At 60.8% G+C, this 14,664-nt stretch carries 17 protein-coding genes, 1 pseudogene and 1 riboswitch; of the genes and pseudogenes, 9 read left to right on the top strand and 9 right to left on the bottom strand.

Annotation, left to right across the window (positions count from 1 at the left end; translation table 11 throughout):
* Positions 1-310: 310 nt before the first annotated feature.
* Genes gcvP through gcvT form a run of 3 tightly spaced genes read right to left on the bottom strand, consistent with a single transcriptional unit; the run spans position 311 to position 4,699 of the window.
* Positions 311-3,175 carry an aminomethyl-transferring glycine dehydrogenase gene (gcvP, locus tag C9413_RS15215; RefSeq protein ID WP_039844989.1) on the bottom strand — a complete coding sequence of 955 codons (2,865 nt, stop codon included), beginning with the start codon at positions 3,173-3,175 and terminating at the stop codon, positions 311-313.
* Entirely contained in the window at positions 3,175-3,537 is a 363-nt protein-coding gene (gcvH, locus tag C9413_RS15210; RefSeq protein ID WP_039844988.1) for a glycine cleavage system protein GcvH, read from the bottom strand. The genes gcvP and gcvH overlap by 1 nt, the downstream gene beginning before the upstream one ends.
* A 25-nt stretch (positions 3,538-3,562) precedes the next feature.
* Positions 3,563-4,699 (bottom strand): glycine cleavage system aminomethyltransferase GcvT, encoded by a 1,137-nt coding sequence (gcvT, locus tag C9413_RS15205; protein WP_170250603.1) that lies wholly within the window; start codon positions 4,697-4,699, stop codon positions 3,563-3,565.
* Positions 4,700-4,850: 151 nt separating this feature from the next.
* Positions 4,851-4,943, bottom strand: a riboswitch (glycine riboswitch).
* A gap of 160 nt (positions 4,944-5,103) precedes the next feature.
* On the opposite strand from gcvT, the gene C9413_RS15200 reads away from it, so the two are divergent.
* Positions 5,104-5,487: a hypothetical protein gene (locus tag C9413_RS15200; RefSeq protein ID WP_039846767.1), complete on the top strand. Its 384-nt coding sequence runs from the start codon at positions 5,104-5,106 to the stop codon at positions 5,485-5,487.
* Positions 5,488-5,566: 79 nt separating this feature from the next.
* Complete coding sequence (locus tag C9413_RS15195) at positions 5,567-6,532, top strand: copper chaperone PCu(A)C (RefSeq protein ID WP_039844987.1); 966 nt, start codon at positions 5,567-5,569, stop codon at positions 6,530-6,532.
* Between the two features lie 57 nt (positions 6,533-6,589).
* Here the strand turns inward: C9413_RS15195 and C9413_RS15190 are convergent, their stop codons facing one another.
* Entirely contained in the window at positions 6,590-6,856 is a 267-nt protein-coding gene (locus C9413_RS15190; RefSeq protein WP_039844986.1) for a hypothetical protein, read from the bottom strand.
* A 123-nt stretch (positions 6,857-6,979) separates the two neighbouring features.
* Here C9413_RS15190 and crcB point away from each other — a divergent pair, with 123 nt between their 5' ends.
* The 7 genes from crcB to C9413_RS15155 all read left to right on the top strand — a co-directional run bounded on the left by crcB (position 6,980) and on the right by C9413_RS15155 (position 12,492).
* On the top strand, positions 6,980-7,357 hold the full coding sequence (gene crcB, locus C9413_RS15185; RefSeq protein ID WP_039844985.1) for a fluoride efflux transporter CrcB: 378 nt from the start codon (positions 6,980-6,982) through the stop codon (positions 7,355-7,357).
* A gap of 87 nt (positions 7,358-7,444) precedes the next feature.
* Positions 7,445-8,437 carry an RluA family pseudouridine synthase gene (locus C9413_RS15180; RefSeq protein WP_039844984.1) on the top strand — a complete coding sequence of 331 codons (993 nt, stop codon included), beginning with the start codon at positions 7,445-7,447 and terminating at the stop codon, positions 8,435-8,437.
* The gene (locus C9413_RS15175; RefSeq protein ID WP_039844983.1) at positions 8,434-9,084 is read left to right on the top strand and encodes an HAD-IA family hydrolase; all 651 of its coding nucleotides are present in this window, start codon (positions 8,434-8,436) and stop codon (positions 9,082-9,084) included. The genes C9413_RS15180 and C9413_RS15175 overlap by 4 nt, the downstream gene beginning before the upstream one ends.
* Positions 9,085-9,093: 9 nt before the next feature.
* On the top strand, positions 9,094-9,879 hold the full coding sequence (locus C9413_RS15170; RefSeq protein ID WP_039844982.1) for an ATP12 family chaperone protein: 786 nt from the start codon (positions 9,094-9,096) through the stop codon (positions 9,877-9,879).
* Positions 9,880-9,947: 68 nt separating this feature from the next.
* On the top strand, positions 9,948-10,406 hold the full coding sequence (locus tag C9413_RS15165) for a hypothetical protein (protein ID WP_170250602.1): 459 nt from the start codon (positions 9,948-9,950) through the stop codon (positions 10,404-10,406).
* A gap of 36 nt (positions 10,407-10,442) precedes the next feature.
* On the top strand, positions 10,443-11,975 hold the full coding sequence (locus tag C9413_RS15160) for an acyl-CoA carboxylase subunit beta (RefSeq protein ID WP_039844980.1): 1,533 nt from the start codon (positions 10,443-10,445) through the stop codon (positions 11,973-11,975).
* 124 nt (positions 11,976-12,099) lie between these two features.
* A complete protein-coding gene (locus tag C9413_RS15155; RefSeq protein ID WP_039844979.1) occupies positions 12,100-12,492 on the top strand; it encodes a DoxX family protein in 393 nt (130 codons plus the stop codon).
* Between the two features lie 36 nt (positions 12,493-12,528).
* Here the strand turns inward: C9413_RS15155 and sugE are convergent, their stop codons facing one another.
* The 5 genes and pseudogenes from sugE to C9413_RS15130 all read right to left on the bottom strand — a co-directional run.
* The gene (gene sugE / locus C9413_RS15150) at positions 12,529-12,843 is read right to left on the bottom strand and encodes a quaternary ammonium compound efflux SMR transporter SugE (protein WP_039844978.1); all 315 of its coding nucleotides are present in this window, start codon (positions 12,841-12,843) and stop codon (positions 12,529-12,531) included.
* A gap of 159 nt (positions 12,844-13,002) precedes the next feature.
* Positions 13,003-13,836 (bottom strand): S-formylglutathione hydrolase, encoded by an 834-nt coding sequence (fghA, locus tag C9413_RS15145; protein WP_039844977.1) that lies wholly within the window; start codon positions 13,834-13,836, stop codon positions 13,003-13,005.
* A complete protein-coding gene (locus C9413_RS15140; protein WP_039844976.1) occupies positions 13,833-14,306 on the bottom strand; it encodes a YaiI/YqxD family protein in 474 nt (157 codons plus the stop codon). Before C9413_RS15140 ends, fghA begins: the two co-directional genes overlap by 4 nt.
* A gap of 12 nt (positions 14,307-14,318) precedes the next feature.
* Entirely contained in the window at positions 14,319-14,489 is a 171-nt protein-coding gene (locus C9413_RS15135) for a hypothetical protein (RefSeq protein ID WP_166677441.1), read from the bottom strand.
* Positions 14,490-14,527: 38 nt separating this feature from the next.
* Positions 14,528-14,664: pseudogene (locus C9413_RS15130) on the bottom strand (S-(hydroxymethyl)glutathione dehydrogenase); the annotation flags it as partial.

The following is a 14,664-nucleotide window of genomic DNA, read 5'->3' as shown; positions in this document are numbered from 1 at the left end:
CCACGGGTCACGAAGGGGGCGGCGCGCGACGCGCCGGGGGGGGGGGGGGTCGATGCGGCGGGGCGCGACGCAGACGGGGGGGGCGGTTGAGTGGCCCCGCGGTCGTCCGCAAATGTGGCGGGGGCCGTTCGCGGCACCGTCCCCTGAGCCGGGAGCCAGAGATCTGATCGGCCCCCGCCGTTTCTTACACGCACGATCCTTGATCTTAGAATCGAAGGCCCCTCCGACGAGGAGCCTTCCAGCCCCCGCTTCAAGCTCGGGGGCATTCGTCGCTGCAATCGATTCACCAGATCGATCGGCTCGACCGCTTCTACTCCGCAGCCTCTGCGTAGCTCTCCACCGGCGGGCAGGTGCAAACGAGGTTCCTGTCCCCGTACACATTGTCGACGCGGTTGACCGGGGACCAGTATTTGTCGACACGGAAGGCCCCGGGCGGGAAGCAGGCTTGTTCGCGGCTGTAGGGGCGGTCCCATTCGCCGACGAGGTCTTCCACCGTGTGCGGGGCGTTCTTCAGCGGGTTGTTGACCTTGTCCATGCGGCCTTCCTCGATGGCGCGGGCTTCCTCGCGGATCGCCAGCATTGCCTCGCAGAACCGGTCGAGCTCGGCCTTGGTTTCGGACTCGGTCGGCTCGATCATCAGTGTTCCGGCGACCGGCCAGCTCATGGTCGGGGCATGGAAGCCGCAGTCGATCAGACGCTTGGCGATGTCGTCGACCGTAACGCCTGCGCTGTCGGCCAGCGGACGCGTGTCGATGATGCATTCATGCGCGACGCGGCCGCTCTCGGACTTGTAGAGCACCCCGTAGGCGCCCTTCAGGCGGGCGGCGATGTAGTTGGCGTTGAGGATCGCAACCTTGGTTGCCTGCGTCAGGCCCTCGCCACCCATCATCAGCACATAGCTCCAGGAGATCGGCAAGATCGAGGCCGAGCCGAAGGCCGCTGCCGAGACGGCGCCTGAGCGTCCATCCGTTTCCGGGTGCCCGGGCAGATGAGGCGTCAGATGGGCTTTGACGCCGATCGGGCCCATGCCGGGACCGCCGCCGCCATGCGGGATGCAGAAGGTCTTGTGCAGGTTGAGATGGCTTACGTCGGAACCAATGTCACCGGGACGCGACAAGCCGACCATGGCGTTCATGTTGGCGCCGTCGAGATAGACCTGGCCGCCGTGCTTGTGCACGAGATCGCAGATCTCCTTCACCGTTTCCTCGAACACGCCATGTGTCGAAGGATAGGTTATCATGCAGCAGGAGAGATTTTCCGCATGCTCCTCCGCCTTGGCGCGGAAGTCGTCCATGTCGATGTCGCCGTTTTCGCGAACCTTGACGACGACGACCCTCATGCCGGCCATCTGCGCGGAGGCGGGGTTGGTGCCGTGCGCCGAGGTCGGGATCAGGCAGACGTCGCGATGGCCGTTGCCGTTGGCGATATGGTAGTTGCGGATCGTGAGCAGGCCGGCATATTCGCCCTGCGCGCCGGAATTTGGCTGCATGGAGAAGGCGTCATAGCCGGTCACGGCGCAGAGTTTTTCCGTCAGATCGTCGATCATGTCGCGGTAGCCGAGCGCCTGATCGGCCGGAGCATAAGGATGGATATCCGAAAACTCCGGCCAGGTGATAGGCAGCATTTCCGCCGTGGCGTTCAGCTTCATGGTGCAGGAGCCGAGCGGGATCATCGCGCGGTCGAGCGCGAGGTCGCGGTCGGAGAGCCGGCGGATGTAGCGGGTCATTTCGCTCTCGGCGCGATTCATGTGGAAGATCGGATGCGTCAGATATTCGCTGGTGCGCAGCAGATCCGTCGGCAGGCGGTAGCCCGGCTCGAAATCGGCGACGGCGAAATTGCCGCCGAAGGCGCGCCAGGCGGCTTCGAGCGTCGCGGGGCGCGTGCGCTCATCGAGGCTCATGCCGATCTTGGTCGTGCCAACTTTGCGCAGGTTGATACCTTCGCCGACGGCCGCGCGCAGGATGAGGCCCTGCATGTGGCCGACATCGACAGTGAGCGTGTCGAAGAAGGTTTCGGGCTCTATCCTGTAGCCTAGCTTTTCTAGGCCCTTAGCCATCAGCACGGCCTTCTGGTGGACCTGCTGGGCGATCGCCTTGATGCCCTTGGGACCGTGGAAAACCGCATACATCGAGGCCATGACGGCGAGCAGCACCTGCGCGGTGCAGATGTTCGACGTTGCCTTTTCGCGGCGGATATGCTGTTCGCGGGTCTGCAGCGACAGCCGGTAGGCGCGATTGCCGCGGGCGTCGACCGAGACGCCGACGAGACGGCCGGGCATGGAGCGCTTGTGCGCATCCTTGACCGACATATAGGCGGCATGCGGTCCGCCGTAGCCGACCGGAACGCCGAAGCGCTGCGACGAGCCGATCGCAATATCGGCGCCCATTTCGCCCGGCGACTTCAGAAGCGTCAGTGCGAGGATATCGGCCGCGACAATGGCGATCGCGCCCGTCTGGTGCAGGCGAGAGACCAGGGCGGTGAAATCGTGCACGTGGCCGTGCGTGCCCGGATACTGGAAGATGGCGCCAAAGACGTCCACCGGATCGAGATCCTTGAAGGGGTCACCGACGATGACGGTCCAGCCGAGCGGTTCGGCGCGAGTCTGGATGAGCGCGATCGTCTGCGGATGGCAGGCGGCATCGACGAAGAATGCCTTGGCCTTAGACTTCGCGACCCGCTCGGCAATCGCCATGCCTTCGGCAGCAGCGGTCGCTTCGTCGAGAAGCGAAGCGTTGGCGACGTCGAGACCAGTCAGGTCGCAGATCATCGTCTGGTAGTTCAAGAGCGCTTCCAGACGGCCCTGACTGATCTCCGGCTGGTAAGGCGTGTAGGCCGTGTACCAGGCCGGGTTTTCGAGGATGGTGCGCTGAATGACCGGCGGCGTGATGGTGCCGTAATAGCCTTGGCCGATCAGCGAAACGAGGACCTTGTTCTTGTTGGCGGTCTCGCGCAGCTTGTCGAGCGCCTCGCGCTCCGTCATCGCCGCGCCCCAGGCAAGCGCCGCCCTCTGGCGGATCGCAGACGGCACGGTCGCGTCGATGAGGCTGTCGAGGCTGTTGTAGCCGACGACGTTCAGCATGTCGCTCATTTCGGCCGGCGACGGGCCAATATGACGGCGGTTGGCGAAGTCGTAGGGCTGGTAGTCGGTAAACTGGAATTCTGTCGGCGTCGTCATTACGCGGTGAACTCCTTATAGGCCGCTTCGTCAAGCAGGCCATCGGCATCGGCCGGATTCTTGAGCTTCAGCTTGAAGAACCAGCCGGCGCCCTGCGGGTCGGAATTGACCAGCGACGGATCGGCAGTGATCGCTTCGTTGACTTCGGTGATCTCGCCATCGAGCGGACAATAGACTTCCGAGGCAGCCTTCACGGATTCGACGGTGGCCGCATCGTCATTCTTGGAAAAGGTCGCGCCCACTTCCGGCAATTCGACGAAAACGAGGTCGCCGAGCTGTTCGACTGCATAATTCGTAATGCCGACCGTCGCCACGCCGTCTTCGAGCTTCAGCCATTCATGTTCTTCGGTAAATTTCAGCATGGTTTTGTTCCTCTCTGGAAATATCTTAGCGTTTGTAGGTCGGCGTGATGAAGGGCAGGGCGGCGACCGTAGCGGGGAGATACTTGCCGCGTACCTCAGCGTAAATTTGGGTGCCAACGGCGGCATGCGAAACCGGCACATAGCCCATGGCAACCGGGCCTTCGACACTCGGGCCGAAGCCGCCCGAAGTGACCTCGCCGATCTCGGTCTTGCCTTCGGCATCCGCATAGAGCTTGGAATGCCCGCGCACCGGCGCCTTGCCTTCCGGCTTCAGGCCGACGCGGCGGCGTGTGGCACCATTATCGAGTTCGCCGAGAATGCGTGCTGCACCCGGAAAGTCCCCAGCGCGCGCTCCGCCCGTCCTGCGGGCCTTCTGCATGGCCCATTCGAGCGCCGCCTCGACCGGCGTTGTGGTGGTGTCGATGTCGTTGCCGTAGAGGCAGAGTCCGGCCTCCAGACGCAGCGAATCGCGGGCGCCGAGCCCGATCGGCTGCGCATCGGGATGTTCGAGCAACCGCCTGGCGACATCCTCCGCCTTGTTAGTGGGTACGGAGATCTCGAAGCCGTCCTCGCCGCTGTAGCCGGAGCGGGAGACGAGACAGGATACGTCGTGCAAGCGGCAGTGGCGCACGTCCATGAACTTCATCGCGGCGACATCCGCCCAGAGTTCGGCCAGCACGGCGACGGCGCGCGGACCTTGCAGCGCGACTAACGCGCGGTCGAGAAGGCTTATGTCGCAGCGGTCGCCGATGTGCTTTTGCATGTGCGCGCCATCGGCCTCCTTGCAGGCGGCGTTGACGACGACGAAGAGATGGTCATCGAGATGGGTGATCATCAAGTCGTCGAGGATGCCGCCGTTTTCGTCGGTGAAGAAGCCGTAGCGCTGGCGGCCTTCGGCGAGGCCGAGAATGTCGACCGGTACGAGGCTTTCGAGTGCGAGGGCGGCATCTTCGTATCTGCCGGACTTCGCCCTCACGACGACCTGACCCATGTGGGAGACGTCGAAGAGGCCGGCGCCGGCGCGCGTCTGCAGGTGTTCCTTCAGCACGCCGGCCGAATACTGAACGGGCATCTCATAGCCTGCGAAAGGCACCATGCGGGCACCGAGCGAAAGATGCAGCGCGTGTAGCGGAGTTTTCTTGAGGGCAGCAGTATCGTCCAACGACGCCTCCGGGGTTTGCGCGTGGAATTCCATGCGCGGGCTCAATCAGAAGGCGCGGCTACGCCTTGCTTTCGAGCCCCCTCTGTCCCTGTGCCTGAGATTGTTATCCCTTCGGCGAGCGTTTCGAGAACGCTTCTCTCCAGAGTTCCGTCTGCCCTTGCTGGTCCTTTGGCCTGAGAGTTTCCGGGGCGGTTGCTCCTTCGGCACCGGCCGTCTGTAGACCGGATTCTCCCAACAGGGTTGCGGCAATTATCCGGCGGAGCAGGCTCTTGGCAAGGGGGAATGTCGCCGCCGAACAAATTTTTGTCGCGCCGTCTTTCGACAAAGTGTTGAACTGCGTCAAATGGACTTTTGCTTTTTTCGGATAAAGTGCTTAATCGCGAAATCCGCTAATGAGGATCCAGATGATGAAAACGGGCCGAAACGCTGGCATGCTGACGCGCATTCTCTGTGCGCTGAGCTTGCTTATGCTTGGCCTTGCGCATCAGGCGCCGCAGGCGGCTGCGGCGGATGCGGACTATAATAGCGCCGCATACGTCCTGCCGGACGGCACCCAGGCCTCGCTTTGCGTGACCGCGACGGACAGCGGCGGCAAGAGGGCCCCTCTGAAGCCGAATTGCGAAGTCTGCCGGCTTACGGCTTTCGTCATCCTGCCGGTGCCGGATAACGGCTCCTGGCTGCATCTCGAGTTCGCGACGCTGCATAACCCCCCGGTTGTTGCGGACACCCCCATCGGGGTGCACGCCGTCGAACGGCCGAAGTCCAGGGCACCGCCGGTTCTGGCCTGATCTCCAGCCACCACCGAAATGACACGACAATGCCGATGCGCCAGCCATTTGCGAGCTGCAGCCGGCGAGGAGATACCCGATGGAGACAATCAAGACACTCAGCGCTGCCGCTCTGGTTTTCGCAGCCGCATTCACGGCAGCGCAGGCGCATGTCACCTTTCTTGATCCGGAAGCCCCACAGGAAAAGACGTTCCTGGCAACGCTGCAGGTACCGCATGGCTGTGACGGCAAGCCCACCAACGAAGTGCAGGTGAAACTGCCGGAAGGCTTTGTATTTGCCAAGCCGCAGCCGAAGGCCGGCTGGGAACTTGAAGTGATCAAGGGCGACTATCAGAAGACCTACGACAATCACGGCACCAAGGTGAAATCCGGCGCAGTCGAAATACGCTGGAAGGGCGGCAACCTCTCGGACGATTTTTACGATACCTTCGTGATCCAAGGCAAGGTTTCGGGCGTGGATGCCGGAACATCGCTCGCCTTTCCGGTGAAGCAGCTTTGCGGCGATGCGGCCGAGGCATGGGACCAGCTCGCAACCGATGGCGGCGATCCCCATAGGCTTAAGAGCCCTGCGCCGTTGCTGAAGGTCATTGCCGGTGACGACAATGGCCATGATCACGGCGACATGGCCGGGATGGACATGAATGCTGCAGCAGGCGGCACTATAACACTCGGCGACCTCGAAATCTCCGGCGCATTTTCGAAGGCAATGCTGCCCGGCCAGCCAGTCGGCGGTGGCTTCCTTACTGTCAAGAATAACGGCAAGACCGACGACAAGCTCGTCGTCGTTTCCTCGCCTTCCGCGGGCGAAGTTCAGATGCACGAAATGGCCATGCAGAACAATGTCATGAAGATGCGTGAACTGAAGGATGGGATTGTTATTCCGGCGGGTGGGACGGTGAAGCTAGCGCCTGGCGGCCTGCATCTGATGTTCCAGAAGGTGAAGGCGCCTTTCAAGCAGGGTGAGAGCGTGCCGGTGACGCTCACCTTTGAGAAGGCGGGCAAGATCGACGTGACGTTGAAGGTTCTCTCGGCCCAGGGAAAATAACCAGCAAACGGCCTGCGGCAGTCGCCGCGGGCCATTTGCGTTCCAAAGGTGAGAAATTCAAAAATCCTCGTAGGATTTCAATGCCTGCTGCAATCCTGCCTGCGGTTGCTTGTTGCCCTTGGCCATCAGGTCGAGCGCCACTTCGGTCGACTGAATAATGCTTGCCGTTTCGCTCAGCTCCTGATCATGTCGGCCCTTGAGCTGACGGTCTGCGATCCGGCGCGCGTCCTTTGCCGCCATGCTCGTCGGCACGCGGGGAGCAATCCTCAGCGTTTCGAATGCGGCGGCGGCCGTGCTCGCGGATATGGTGACGACCTGTGTCATAGGACGTTTGATACACATCGCCGGTTCGTGCGCGGCTAAGGAAACCATTCGCATTTTAATTGAACGGTGGGATTTCTTCTCATCCAATTGGAAACGGTCAATTCGTCAGGTAAAACCAGAACGATGATCCAGGCTCTTCTTGTCGGCGCCGGCGGCGCTATCGGCTCGCTTTTGAGATATTATGTCGGCCAATGGTCGCTGCGGCTCCTGGGGCCCGGCTTTCCGTGGGGCACGCTGATTGTCAACATCGTTGGCTGTTTCGCGATTGGCGTTTTTGCCGAAATGATCGCGCGCCGGTTCAACGCCTCCGTCGAGATGCGCCTGCTGCTTATCACCGGCTTCCTCGGCGGCTTTACGACCTTTTCGGCCTTTTCTCTGGATGCGATATCGCTTTTCGAGCGGGGCGAGGCAGTCGCCGGCGGACTTTACGTCGCCGCAAGCGTCGGGCTTTCGATTGCCTCTGTCATGGCTGGTCTAGCGCTTGTGCGCGCTTTGATCTGAAAGGCAGTTTCCGCGCGAAGAAAAATGCTCTAAAGCCACCGGCAACAGCCGCGCATGGCGCGCCCAAGATTTTCCGAAAGAACAAGAATGGCCGGAATCGAACATATCAAGGTGGATGCCGACGAGGCGGGAATGCGGCTCGACCGGTGGTTCAAGATCCATTTCCCTGGCCTCGGCTTCGGCCAGCTTCAGAAGCTCCTGCGTTCGGGCCAGGTCCGCGTTGACGGTGGACGCGTAAAGACCGACGCGCGTGTGCAGCCGGGCCAGATGGTTCGCGTGCCGCCGCTCGATGTCGATGCGAAGGTCAAGAGTGGTCCGATCGCCGGGAAGGATCTGAAGCATTCCAGCGATCACCAACTACTTCAGCGTATGGTGCTGCATGAGGACGACAAGGTGATCGTGCTCAACAAGCCCGCTGGACTTGCCGTGCAGGGCGGTTCCGGTCTGACCCGTCATATCGACCAGATGCTGGAGGCCTGGACGAGCCCGAAGGGCGAGAAGCCGCGGCTCGTGCATCGGCTTGACCGCGACACATCGGGCGTGCTCGTCATTGCCCGCACACGTGGTGCCGCTCAGAAGCTGACGGCTGCCTTTCGCGAACGCGACACCAAGAAGACCTACTGGTCGTTGGTGAAGGGCGTGCCACGCAAGCATGAGGACAAGATCTCCACATGGCTCGTCAAGGAAGCGACTGCCGACGGCGATCGCATGCGCATTGCCAAGCACGGCGAGGAGGGTGCGGATCATGCCGTGTCCTACTACCGCGTCATCGAAACGGCGGCGCAAAACCTGGCCTGGCTCGAGATGGAGCCATATACCGGCCGTACGCATCAGCTTCGTGTTCATGCGCTGCATATCGGCCATCCGATCATCGGCGATCCAAAATACTTCATCGACGACCCGAACTGGGACTTTCCCGGCGGCATCCAGAAGCGACTGCACCTGCATGCCCGTCATATCGACATCCCGCATCCTGCAGGCGGACGCCTGCGCATCACAGCGCCGCTGCCGCCGCATATGGTGCAGACCTGGAACCTTCTTGGCCTTGATCTTGCCGGTGCGGAGAGGATTGACGAATGAAGCTTGTTCTCTTCGATTGCGACGGCACGTTGGTCGACAGTGCCGCCCTGATACATGAGGTGATGGCCAGAACCTTCGTTCAATTCGGTCATTCACGGCCGGATCTTTCCAGCACCAAATCGATCATCGGTCTGACGCTCGACATTGCGATTGCCCGCATGCAGGGCAAGCTGCATGTCGATGACGAGGCGATCGCCATGACGGCTCACTACAAGTCGATCTACATGAATGTCAGGCAGGAGCCCGGCATGGATGTGCCCCTTTTCGCCGGAATAAAGCCGATGATAGACGGGCTTGCCGCACGGGAAGACATCCTGATCGGCGCCGTCACCGGAAAGTCGCGCCGCGGGCTTGTCAATGTCCTCGAAACACACGGTTTCGCGCCGCATTTCATCGTCTCGCGGACGGCTGACGATTGTCCATCGAAGCCACATCCGGCCATGGTGACCGAATGCTGTGACGAAGCGGGCATGAAGGCCGCTGATGCCATTGTCATCGGCGACGCTGTCTACGATATGCAGATGGCAAAGGCAGCAGGCGCAAAGGCAATTGGTGTATCCTGGGGTTATGCCAGCGTTGACGACCTGATTGCCGCCGGCGCCGATACTGTCGCTTACCATCCGAATGACGTGCTTGACCATTTTTGAGGTGACGCCATGCGCGACCTGCTGAACGACCTTTCCGAAGGACTGAGCCACCCCGATCCGATCCGCCGCGCGCAGATCCAGATGAAAAGGCCGCTGCCGAAACGCTTCTACAAGAACGTCACGGTTGCCGAGCGGGATGACGGCTTGGCGATCGCGCTTGACGGCAAGGTCGTGCGCACGCCCGCCAAACAGGTTCTGGCAGTGCCGACAGAGGCTCTGGCTGCGCTCCTCGCCGCCGAGTGGGATGCACAGGCGGAAGTGATTGACCCGGCGACCATGCCCGTGACACGCCTCGTCAATACCGCGCTCGACGGCGTTGCGATGGACACGCAAGCCGTCTTCGAAGACATCCTGCGGTTTTCCTCGAGCGATCATCTCTGCTACCGCGCCGAAGGACCGGAACTCCTGGTGCAGCGCCAGACCGAGCAGTGGGACCCGGTTCTCGATTGGGCGGCGAATGATCTCGGCGCGCGCTTCATCCTGATCGAAGGCGTGATGCATCACGAGCAGCCGCGCGAAGCAGTCGCAGCCTTCGACGTCACTTTGCGCAGACACGACAGTGCGCTGGCACTTGCCTCCCTTCACACGATAACGACGCTAACCGGGTCGGCCATTCTGGCGCTGGCGTTTGCCGAGCACCATCTGACCATGGACGAGGTCTGGTCGCTTGCCCATCTCGATGAGGATTGGACGATCGAGCATTGGGGCAGCGACGAGGAGGGCGAACTGCGCCGTGCCAAGCGCTTTGAAGAGTTCAAGGCAGCGGCGGACGTTTTTTTGGCGCTAAAGGCCTGAAACATATTGCTTTGGCAGCCATTATGGCGAAATCTGCGACTCCGAGCGGGAGAGGTGCGGAATTCAGCATGAATTGGTTTAGGTCGCTTTTTTGTCAGCTGGGGCTGGTCTGCGCCATGTTGACGTCCTGCATGGGCCTGACCTCCGATGAGCCCGCCGCTCCTATCTACGATGTCCGCAGTGCCGTGGTTCTCGGCGGTCCCAATACGCCGCCCGAACTGCTTTCAGGCATCGGCGACCGCATCAATGCCGCCATCAATGCTACGGTTCGGACCGAGGGCTATCGGCGAGGAGTGACAGGGCATCGGATCGATTCACACCAGAAAGACACAGGCGAAGACAGAAGAAGGGATATCGCCAAGATCAATATCGATGCGGCGTCCGTCGACGAGGGCTCGGTCATCGCCGTCAGCTCGTTCGAGGTGACCAGCACTGCCAACGATCGGGCCATGGCGGATCAGATTCTAGCGGAGGATATCGCCGCGCGGGTCCGCTCGGCCTTTAAGCTCAATACTGGCCGCGGCTGAAGATCATGCCGCGATCGAGCGGCGAGGGGAGATTTCATGAAGGAAGTTCTCGACGAGCTGGAGCGGCGCCGGGAGATTGCCCGGCAGGGCGGCGGCCAGGCGCGCATCGAAGCGCAGCACAAGCGCGGCAAGCTGACGGCACGCGAACGGATCGACCTCTTCCTCGATGAAGACTCTTTCGAGGAGTTCGACATGTTCGTGGAGCATCGCTCGACGGATTTCGGCATGGACAAGAGCCGGATTGCCGGCGACGGCGTCGTCACGGGCTGGGGAACCGTCAACGGCCGGACCGTCTTCGTCTTCGCCAAGGATTTCACGGTGTTCGGCGGCTCGCTTTCCGAGGCGCATGCCGAGAAGATCATGAAGGTGCAGGACATGGCGCTGAAAAATCGGGCGCCGATCGTCGGCATCTATGATGCGGGCGGCGCGCGCATCCAGGAAGGGGTTGCTGCGCTCGGCGGCTATGCCGAAGTCTTCCAGCGCAATGTGCTCGCCTCCGGCGTCATTCCGCAGATTTCCGTGATCATGGGCCCATGTGCCGGCGGCGACGTCTATTCGCCTGCGATGACCGATTTCATCTTCATGGTGCGCGACACCTCTTACATGTTCGTGACCGGTCCGGATGTCGTCAAGACCGTCACCAACGAGACCGTGACCTCAGAGGAACTCGGCGGCGCCTTTGTCCACACGACGCGTTCCTCAATCGCTGACGGCGCTTACGACAACGATGTCGAAACATTGCTGCAGGTCCGTCGCCTCATCGATTTCCTGCCGCTTTCCAACACCTCGCCGGTGCCGGAGATCGAATGTTACCAGTCGGTGACGGATGGGGATCAATCGCTGGACACGCTCATCCCCGCCAATGCCAATAAACCATATGACATCAAGGAGCTGATCCACAAGGTTGCGGACGATGGCGATTTTTTTGAGATTCAGGCAAGCTTCGCCAAGAACATCGTCTGCGGTTTCGGGCGCATCGAGGGTTCGACGGTCGGCTTTGTGGCAAACCAGCCGATGGTGCTTGCCGGCGTGCTCGACAGCGATGCATCACGCAAGGCCGCGCGCTTCGTGCGCTTTTGCGATTGCTTCAGTATTCCGATCGTCACATTCGTCGATGTTCCGGGTTTTCTGCCGGGCACGGCGCAGGAATATGGCGGTCTCATCAAGCATGGGGCGAAGCTGCTTTTTGCCTATGCGGAGGCGACCGTGCCGAAGCTGACAGTCATCACCCGCAAGGCATTCGGCGGGGCTTACGACGTAATGGCCTCCAAGCATGTGCGCGGCGATCTCAACTATGCCTGGCCGACGGCGCAGATTGCAGTGATGGGTGCGAAGGGCGCAGTCGAGATCATCTTCCGCAAAGACATCACCGATCCGGAAAAGATAGCGGCACACACAAAGATGTACGAGGACCGCTTCCTGTCACCCTTTGTCGCGGCCGAGCGTGGCTATATCGACGAGGTGATCATGCCGCATTCGACGCGACGCCGCCTGGCGCGCGGTCTGAAGATGCTACGCAACAAGGATCTCTCGAATCCCTGGAAGAAGCATGACAATATTCCGCTCTGAGGTGTGAGAATCTTGAATATCAAGCGAAATCAACAGGAAGTGAACGCCCGTCACCGATCCGTGTATTCTTTCCGGTCGTTTAGGAAATTAACGCTCGACTGTCTTATCTCAAGGGAGAGCCCAAATGTCCGGTTTCGAACGTCTCAGCGCCTATCAACCCTACGCGCTGGCCGCTCTTAGGATCATCACTGCGCTTCTGTACATCGAGCACGGCACGATGAAGTTGTTTGAATTCCCGATCCCGCAAGGGGAGGGCGGCCCGCTTCCGCCGCTCATGCTCGTGTCGGCGCTTCTGGAATTCGTCGGCGGGCTGGCAATTCTCGTCGGTTTTCTGACACGTCCGATCGCTTTCATCCTGAGCGGCCAGATGGCTGTTGCCTATTTCATGGCGCATGTGCCGCTGGGCTTCTTCCCGGCCGTCAATCAGGGCGAATCGGCGATCCTCTACTGCTTCATCTTCCTGTTCCTGGTTTTCGCCGGTGCAGGCGCCTTTTCGGTCGACAAGCGCAACGCCTGAGAAGAATGCCGCGGGTTCGTCCCGCGGCATTCATCGTTATACAGTGAGCTTAAGTCCGACAATGCCGGCGACGATGAGTGCGATGCAGCCGAGGCGGGCCGCGGTGACGGGGTCGCCAAGCAGCCAGATGCCGAGCAGCACCGTTCCGACGGTGCCAATTCCGGTCCAGACCGCATAGGCCGTACCGATCGGCAGCGTTTTGACCGCCAGACCGAGCAGTACGATGCTGATCACCATGGAAATGACGGTCAGGACCGTCGGCATGGGCCGCGTGAAGCCATCGGTGTATTTCAAACCGATTGCCCAGCCACATTCAAAAAGACCTGCAAGAAACAGCAGAAACCAAGCCATCTTACTCTCCGTTTCAAAGAGCGAGGCCGTCCCCGCGACGTTTGAGCCCGCAGGGGAGCGGGCGCCGCAGTCGTCTGCGTTGGTGCTCATATGCGCAGTTTGACTGCCGTTGCAAGGTAGGAATTGGCATAGCTGCAATGCCACCGTTTCTTGCGTTCCTTATCCAAGCCGCTCGGCGTGCCACGTCAGGTGATTATCCATGAAGGTGGAGATGAAATAGTAAGAATGGTCGTAGCGCTCATGCATCCGCAGCGTGAGCTTGATATCCGTGCCCTTGATCGCCTCTTCAAAAAGCCACGGCCTCAGGCCGTTGTCGAGGAAGCCATCAGCCTTACCCTGATCGATCAGAAATTCCGGGAAGCGTGCGCCGTCGCTTACCAAGGCGCATGCGTCGTACTTGCGCCAGGCCGCACGATCGGAACCTAGATACTTTTCGAATGCCGGCGCCGACCAATCGGCGGTCGACGGCTCGACGATCGGCGCGAAGGCCGAGCAGCTCCTGAAGCGACCCGGGTTCCTCAATGCGATCGTCAGTGCCCCATGACCGCCCATCGAATGGCCGAAGATGCCCTGGCGGCCCATGTCGATGCGAAATTGCTGGGCGACGAGGGCCGGCAGCTCCTCGGTGATGTAGGTGTACATCCGATAGTGGTCTGCCCAGGGCTCTTCGGTGGCATCAAGATAGAAGCCCGCGCCTTTGCCCATCTGCCAGTTGGTGAGCTCGTCGGGAATATCATTGCCGCGTGGACTAGTGTCCGGGCAGACGATGATCAGGCCGAGCTCGGCCGCCATGCGCCGGTACTCACCTTTTTCCATGACGTTGGCGTGCGTGCAGGTCAGCCCGGAAAGATACCACAGAACCGGGCAGGGCTCCTTGATGGCCTTCGGCGGCGCAAAGACTGCGAAGGTCATCTCGCATTTGCAGGCTTCGGATTCATGCGAATACACGCCCTGCATGCCGCCGAAGGCGGTCGCCTCGGAAATGATGTTCATTCTTGATCTCCCGTTCCTGAGGCTGCCGCCTTGGCGCGACGGCAAAGCCGGTCGAAGGTTTCGAGGAACCGCGAACGGTCCTTCGGGCTGAAGGCGGCATTGTAGCCCTTGCTTTCGCCGGTTTCCCGCAGGTGCGCGCCGAGATCGCGCATGGCGCTCGCCATGCCGATGTTTGTGTCGTCGAAAACGCGCCCGGTGGGGCCGCAAACCAGTGAACCACCCGCAACGCACCGCACGGCGAGCGGCACGTCCGCAGTCACCACAACGTCGCTGTTGGTTGCGTGTTCCGCAATCCAGTTGTCGGCGGCATCGAAGGCATTGGAAACGATGACGTTACGGACCATAGGATCACGTGAGGGCCGCAGGCCGGAATTGGCGACGAAGGTCACCTTGATGCCGTGGCGTTCGGCAACCTTCAGGATTTCCGGCTTCACCGGGCAGGCGTCAGCATCGACATATATTTGCGGCATTGTCGTTCGTTTCTAATCGTCGAAATAACGATGGTAGTCTCGTGCCGCATTGAAAATGCGGATCAGTTCCACGCCTGCGCCTTCCGGCATCGGATCGTAGATGATGATTGAGTCCAGAACTGGAACATCCTGATGCTTGGATATTTCGGAAAGCGCTGTAGGTTGAGAAGCGGGTTTCAGCAAAGATTTGATATCGCCTTTCCAATTCTACCGACACGAGATCAATACAGCACCACGCCGCGGATGCTTTGACCGGAATGCATGAGTTCGAAGCCCTTGTTGATGTCTTCGAGCGGCATCGTATGGGTGATCATCGGATCGATCTGGATCTTGCCTTGCATGTACCAGTCGACGATCT

Source organism: Rhizobium sp. SEMIA 4085 (assembly GCF_013004495.1).
Taxonomy (GTDB): Bacteria; Pseudomonadota; Alphaproteobacteria; order Rhizobiales; family Rhizobiaceae; genus Rhizobium; species Rhizobium gallicum.
This window is presented reverse-complemented; position numbering and strand designations above follow the sequence as displayed.

Coding starts and splice junctions, on each gene's coding strand:
- gcvP (WP_039844989.1), bottom strand. CDS start 3,175: ATGACGACGCCGACAGAATTCCAGTTTACCGACTACCAGCCCTACGAC.
- gcvH (WP_039844988.1), bottom strand. CDS start 3,537: ATGCTGAAATTTACCGAAGAACATGAATGGCTGAAGCTCGAAGACGGC.
- C9413_RS15200 (WP_039846767.1), top strand. CDS start 5,104: ATGATGAAAACGGGCCGAAACGCTGGCATGCTGACGCGCATTCTCTGT.
- C9413_RS15195 (WP_039844987.1), top strand. CDS start 5,567: ATGGAGACAATCAAGACACTCAGCGCTGCCGCTCTGGTTTTCGCAGCC.
- C9413_RS15190 (WP_039844986.1), bottom strand. CDS start 6,856: ATGACACAGGTCGTCACCATATCCGCGAGCACGGCCGCCGCCGCATTC.
- crcB (WP_039844985.1), top strand. CDS start 6,980: ATGATCCAGGCTCTTCTTGTCGGCGCCGGCGGCGCTATCGGCTCGCTT.
- C9413_RS15180 (WP_039844984.1), top strand. CDS start 7,445: ATGGCCGGAATCGAACATATCAAGGTGGATGCCGACGAGGCGGGAATG.
- C9413_RS15175 (WP_039844983.1), top strand. CDS start 8,434: ATGAAGCTTGTTCTCTTCGATTGCGACGGCACGTTGGTCGACAGTGCC.
- C9413_RS15170 (WP_039844982.1), top strand. CDS start 9,094: ATGCGCGACCTGCTGAACGACCTTTCCGAAGGACTGAGCCACCCCGAT.
- C9413_RS15165 (WP_170250602.1), top strand. CDS start 9,948: ATGAATTGGTTTAGGTCGCTTTTTTGTCAGCTGGGGCTGGTCTGCGCC.
- C9413_RS15160 (WP_039844980.1), top strand. CDS start 10,443: ATGAAGGAAGTTCTCGACGAGCTGGAGCGGCGCCGGGAGATTGCCCGG.
- C9413_RS15155 (WP_039844979.1), top strand. CDS start 12,100: ATGTCCGGTTTCGAACGTCTCAGCGCCTATCAACCCTACGCGCTGGCC.
- sugE (WP_039844978.1), bottom strand. CDS start 12,843: ATGGCTTGGTTTCTGCTGTTTCTTGCAGGTCTTTTTGAATGTGGCTGG.
- fghA (WP_039844977.1), bottom strand. CDS start 13,836: ATGAACATCATTTCCGAGGCGACCGCCTTCGGCGGCATGCAGGGCGTG.
- C9413_RS15140 (WP_039844976.1), bottom strand. CDS start 14,306: ATGCCGCAAATATATGTCGATGCTGACGCCTGCCCGGTGAAGCCGGAA.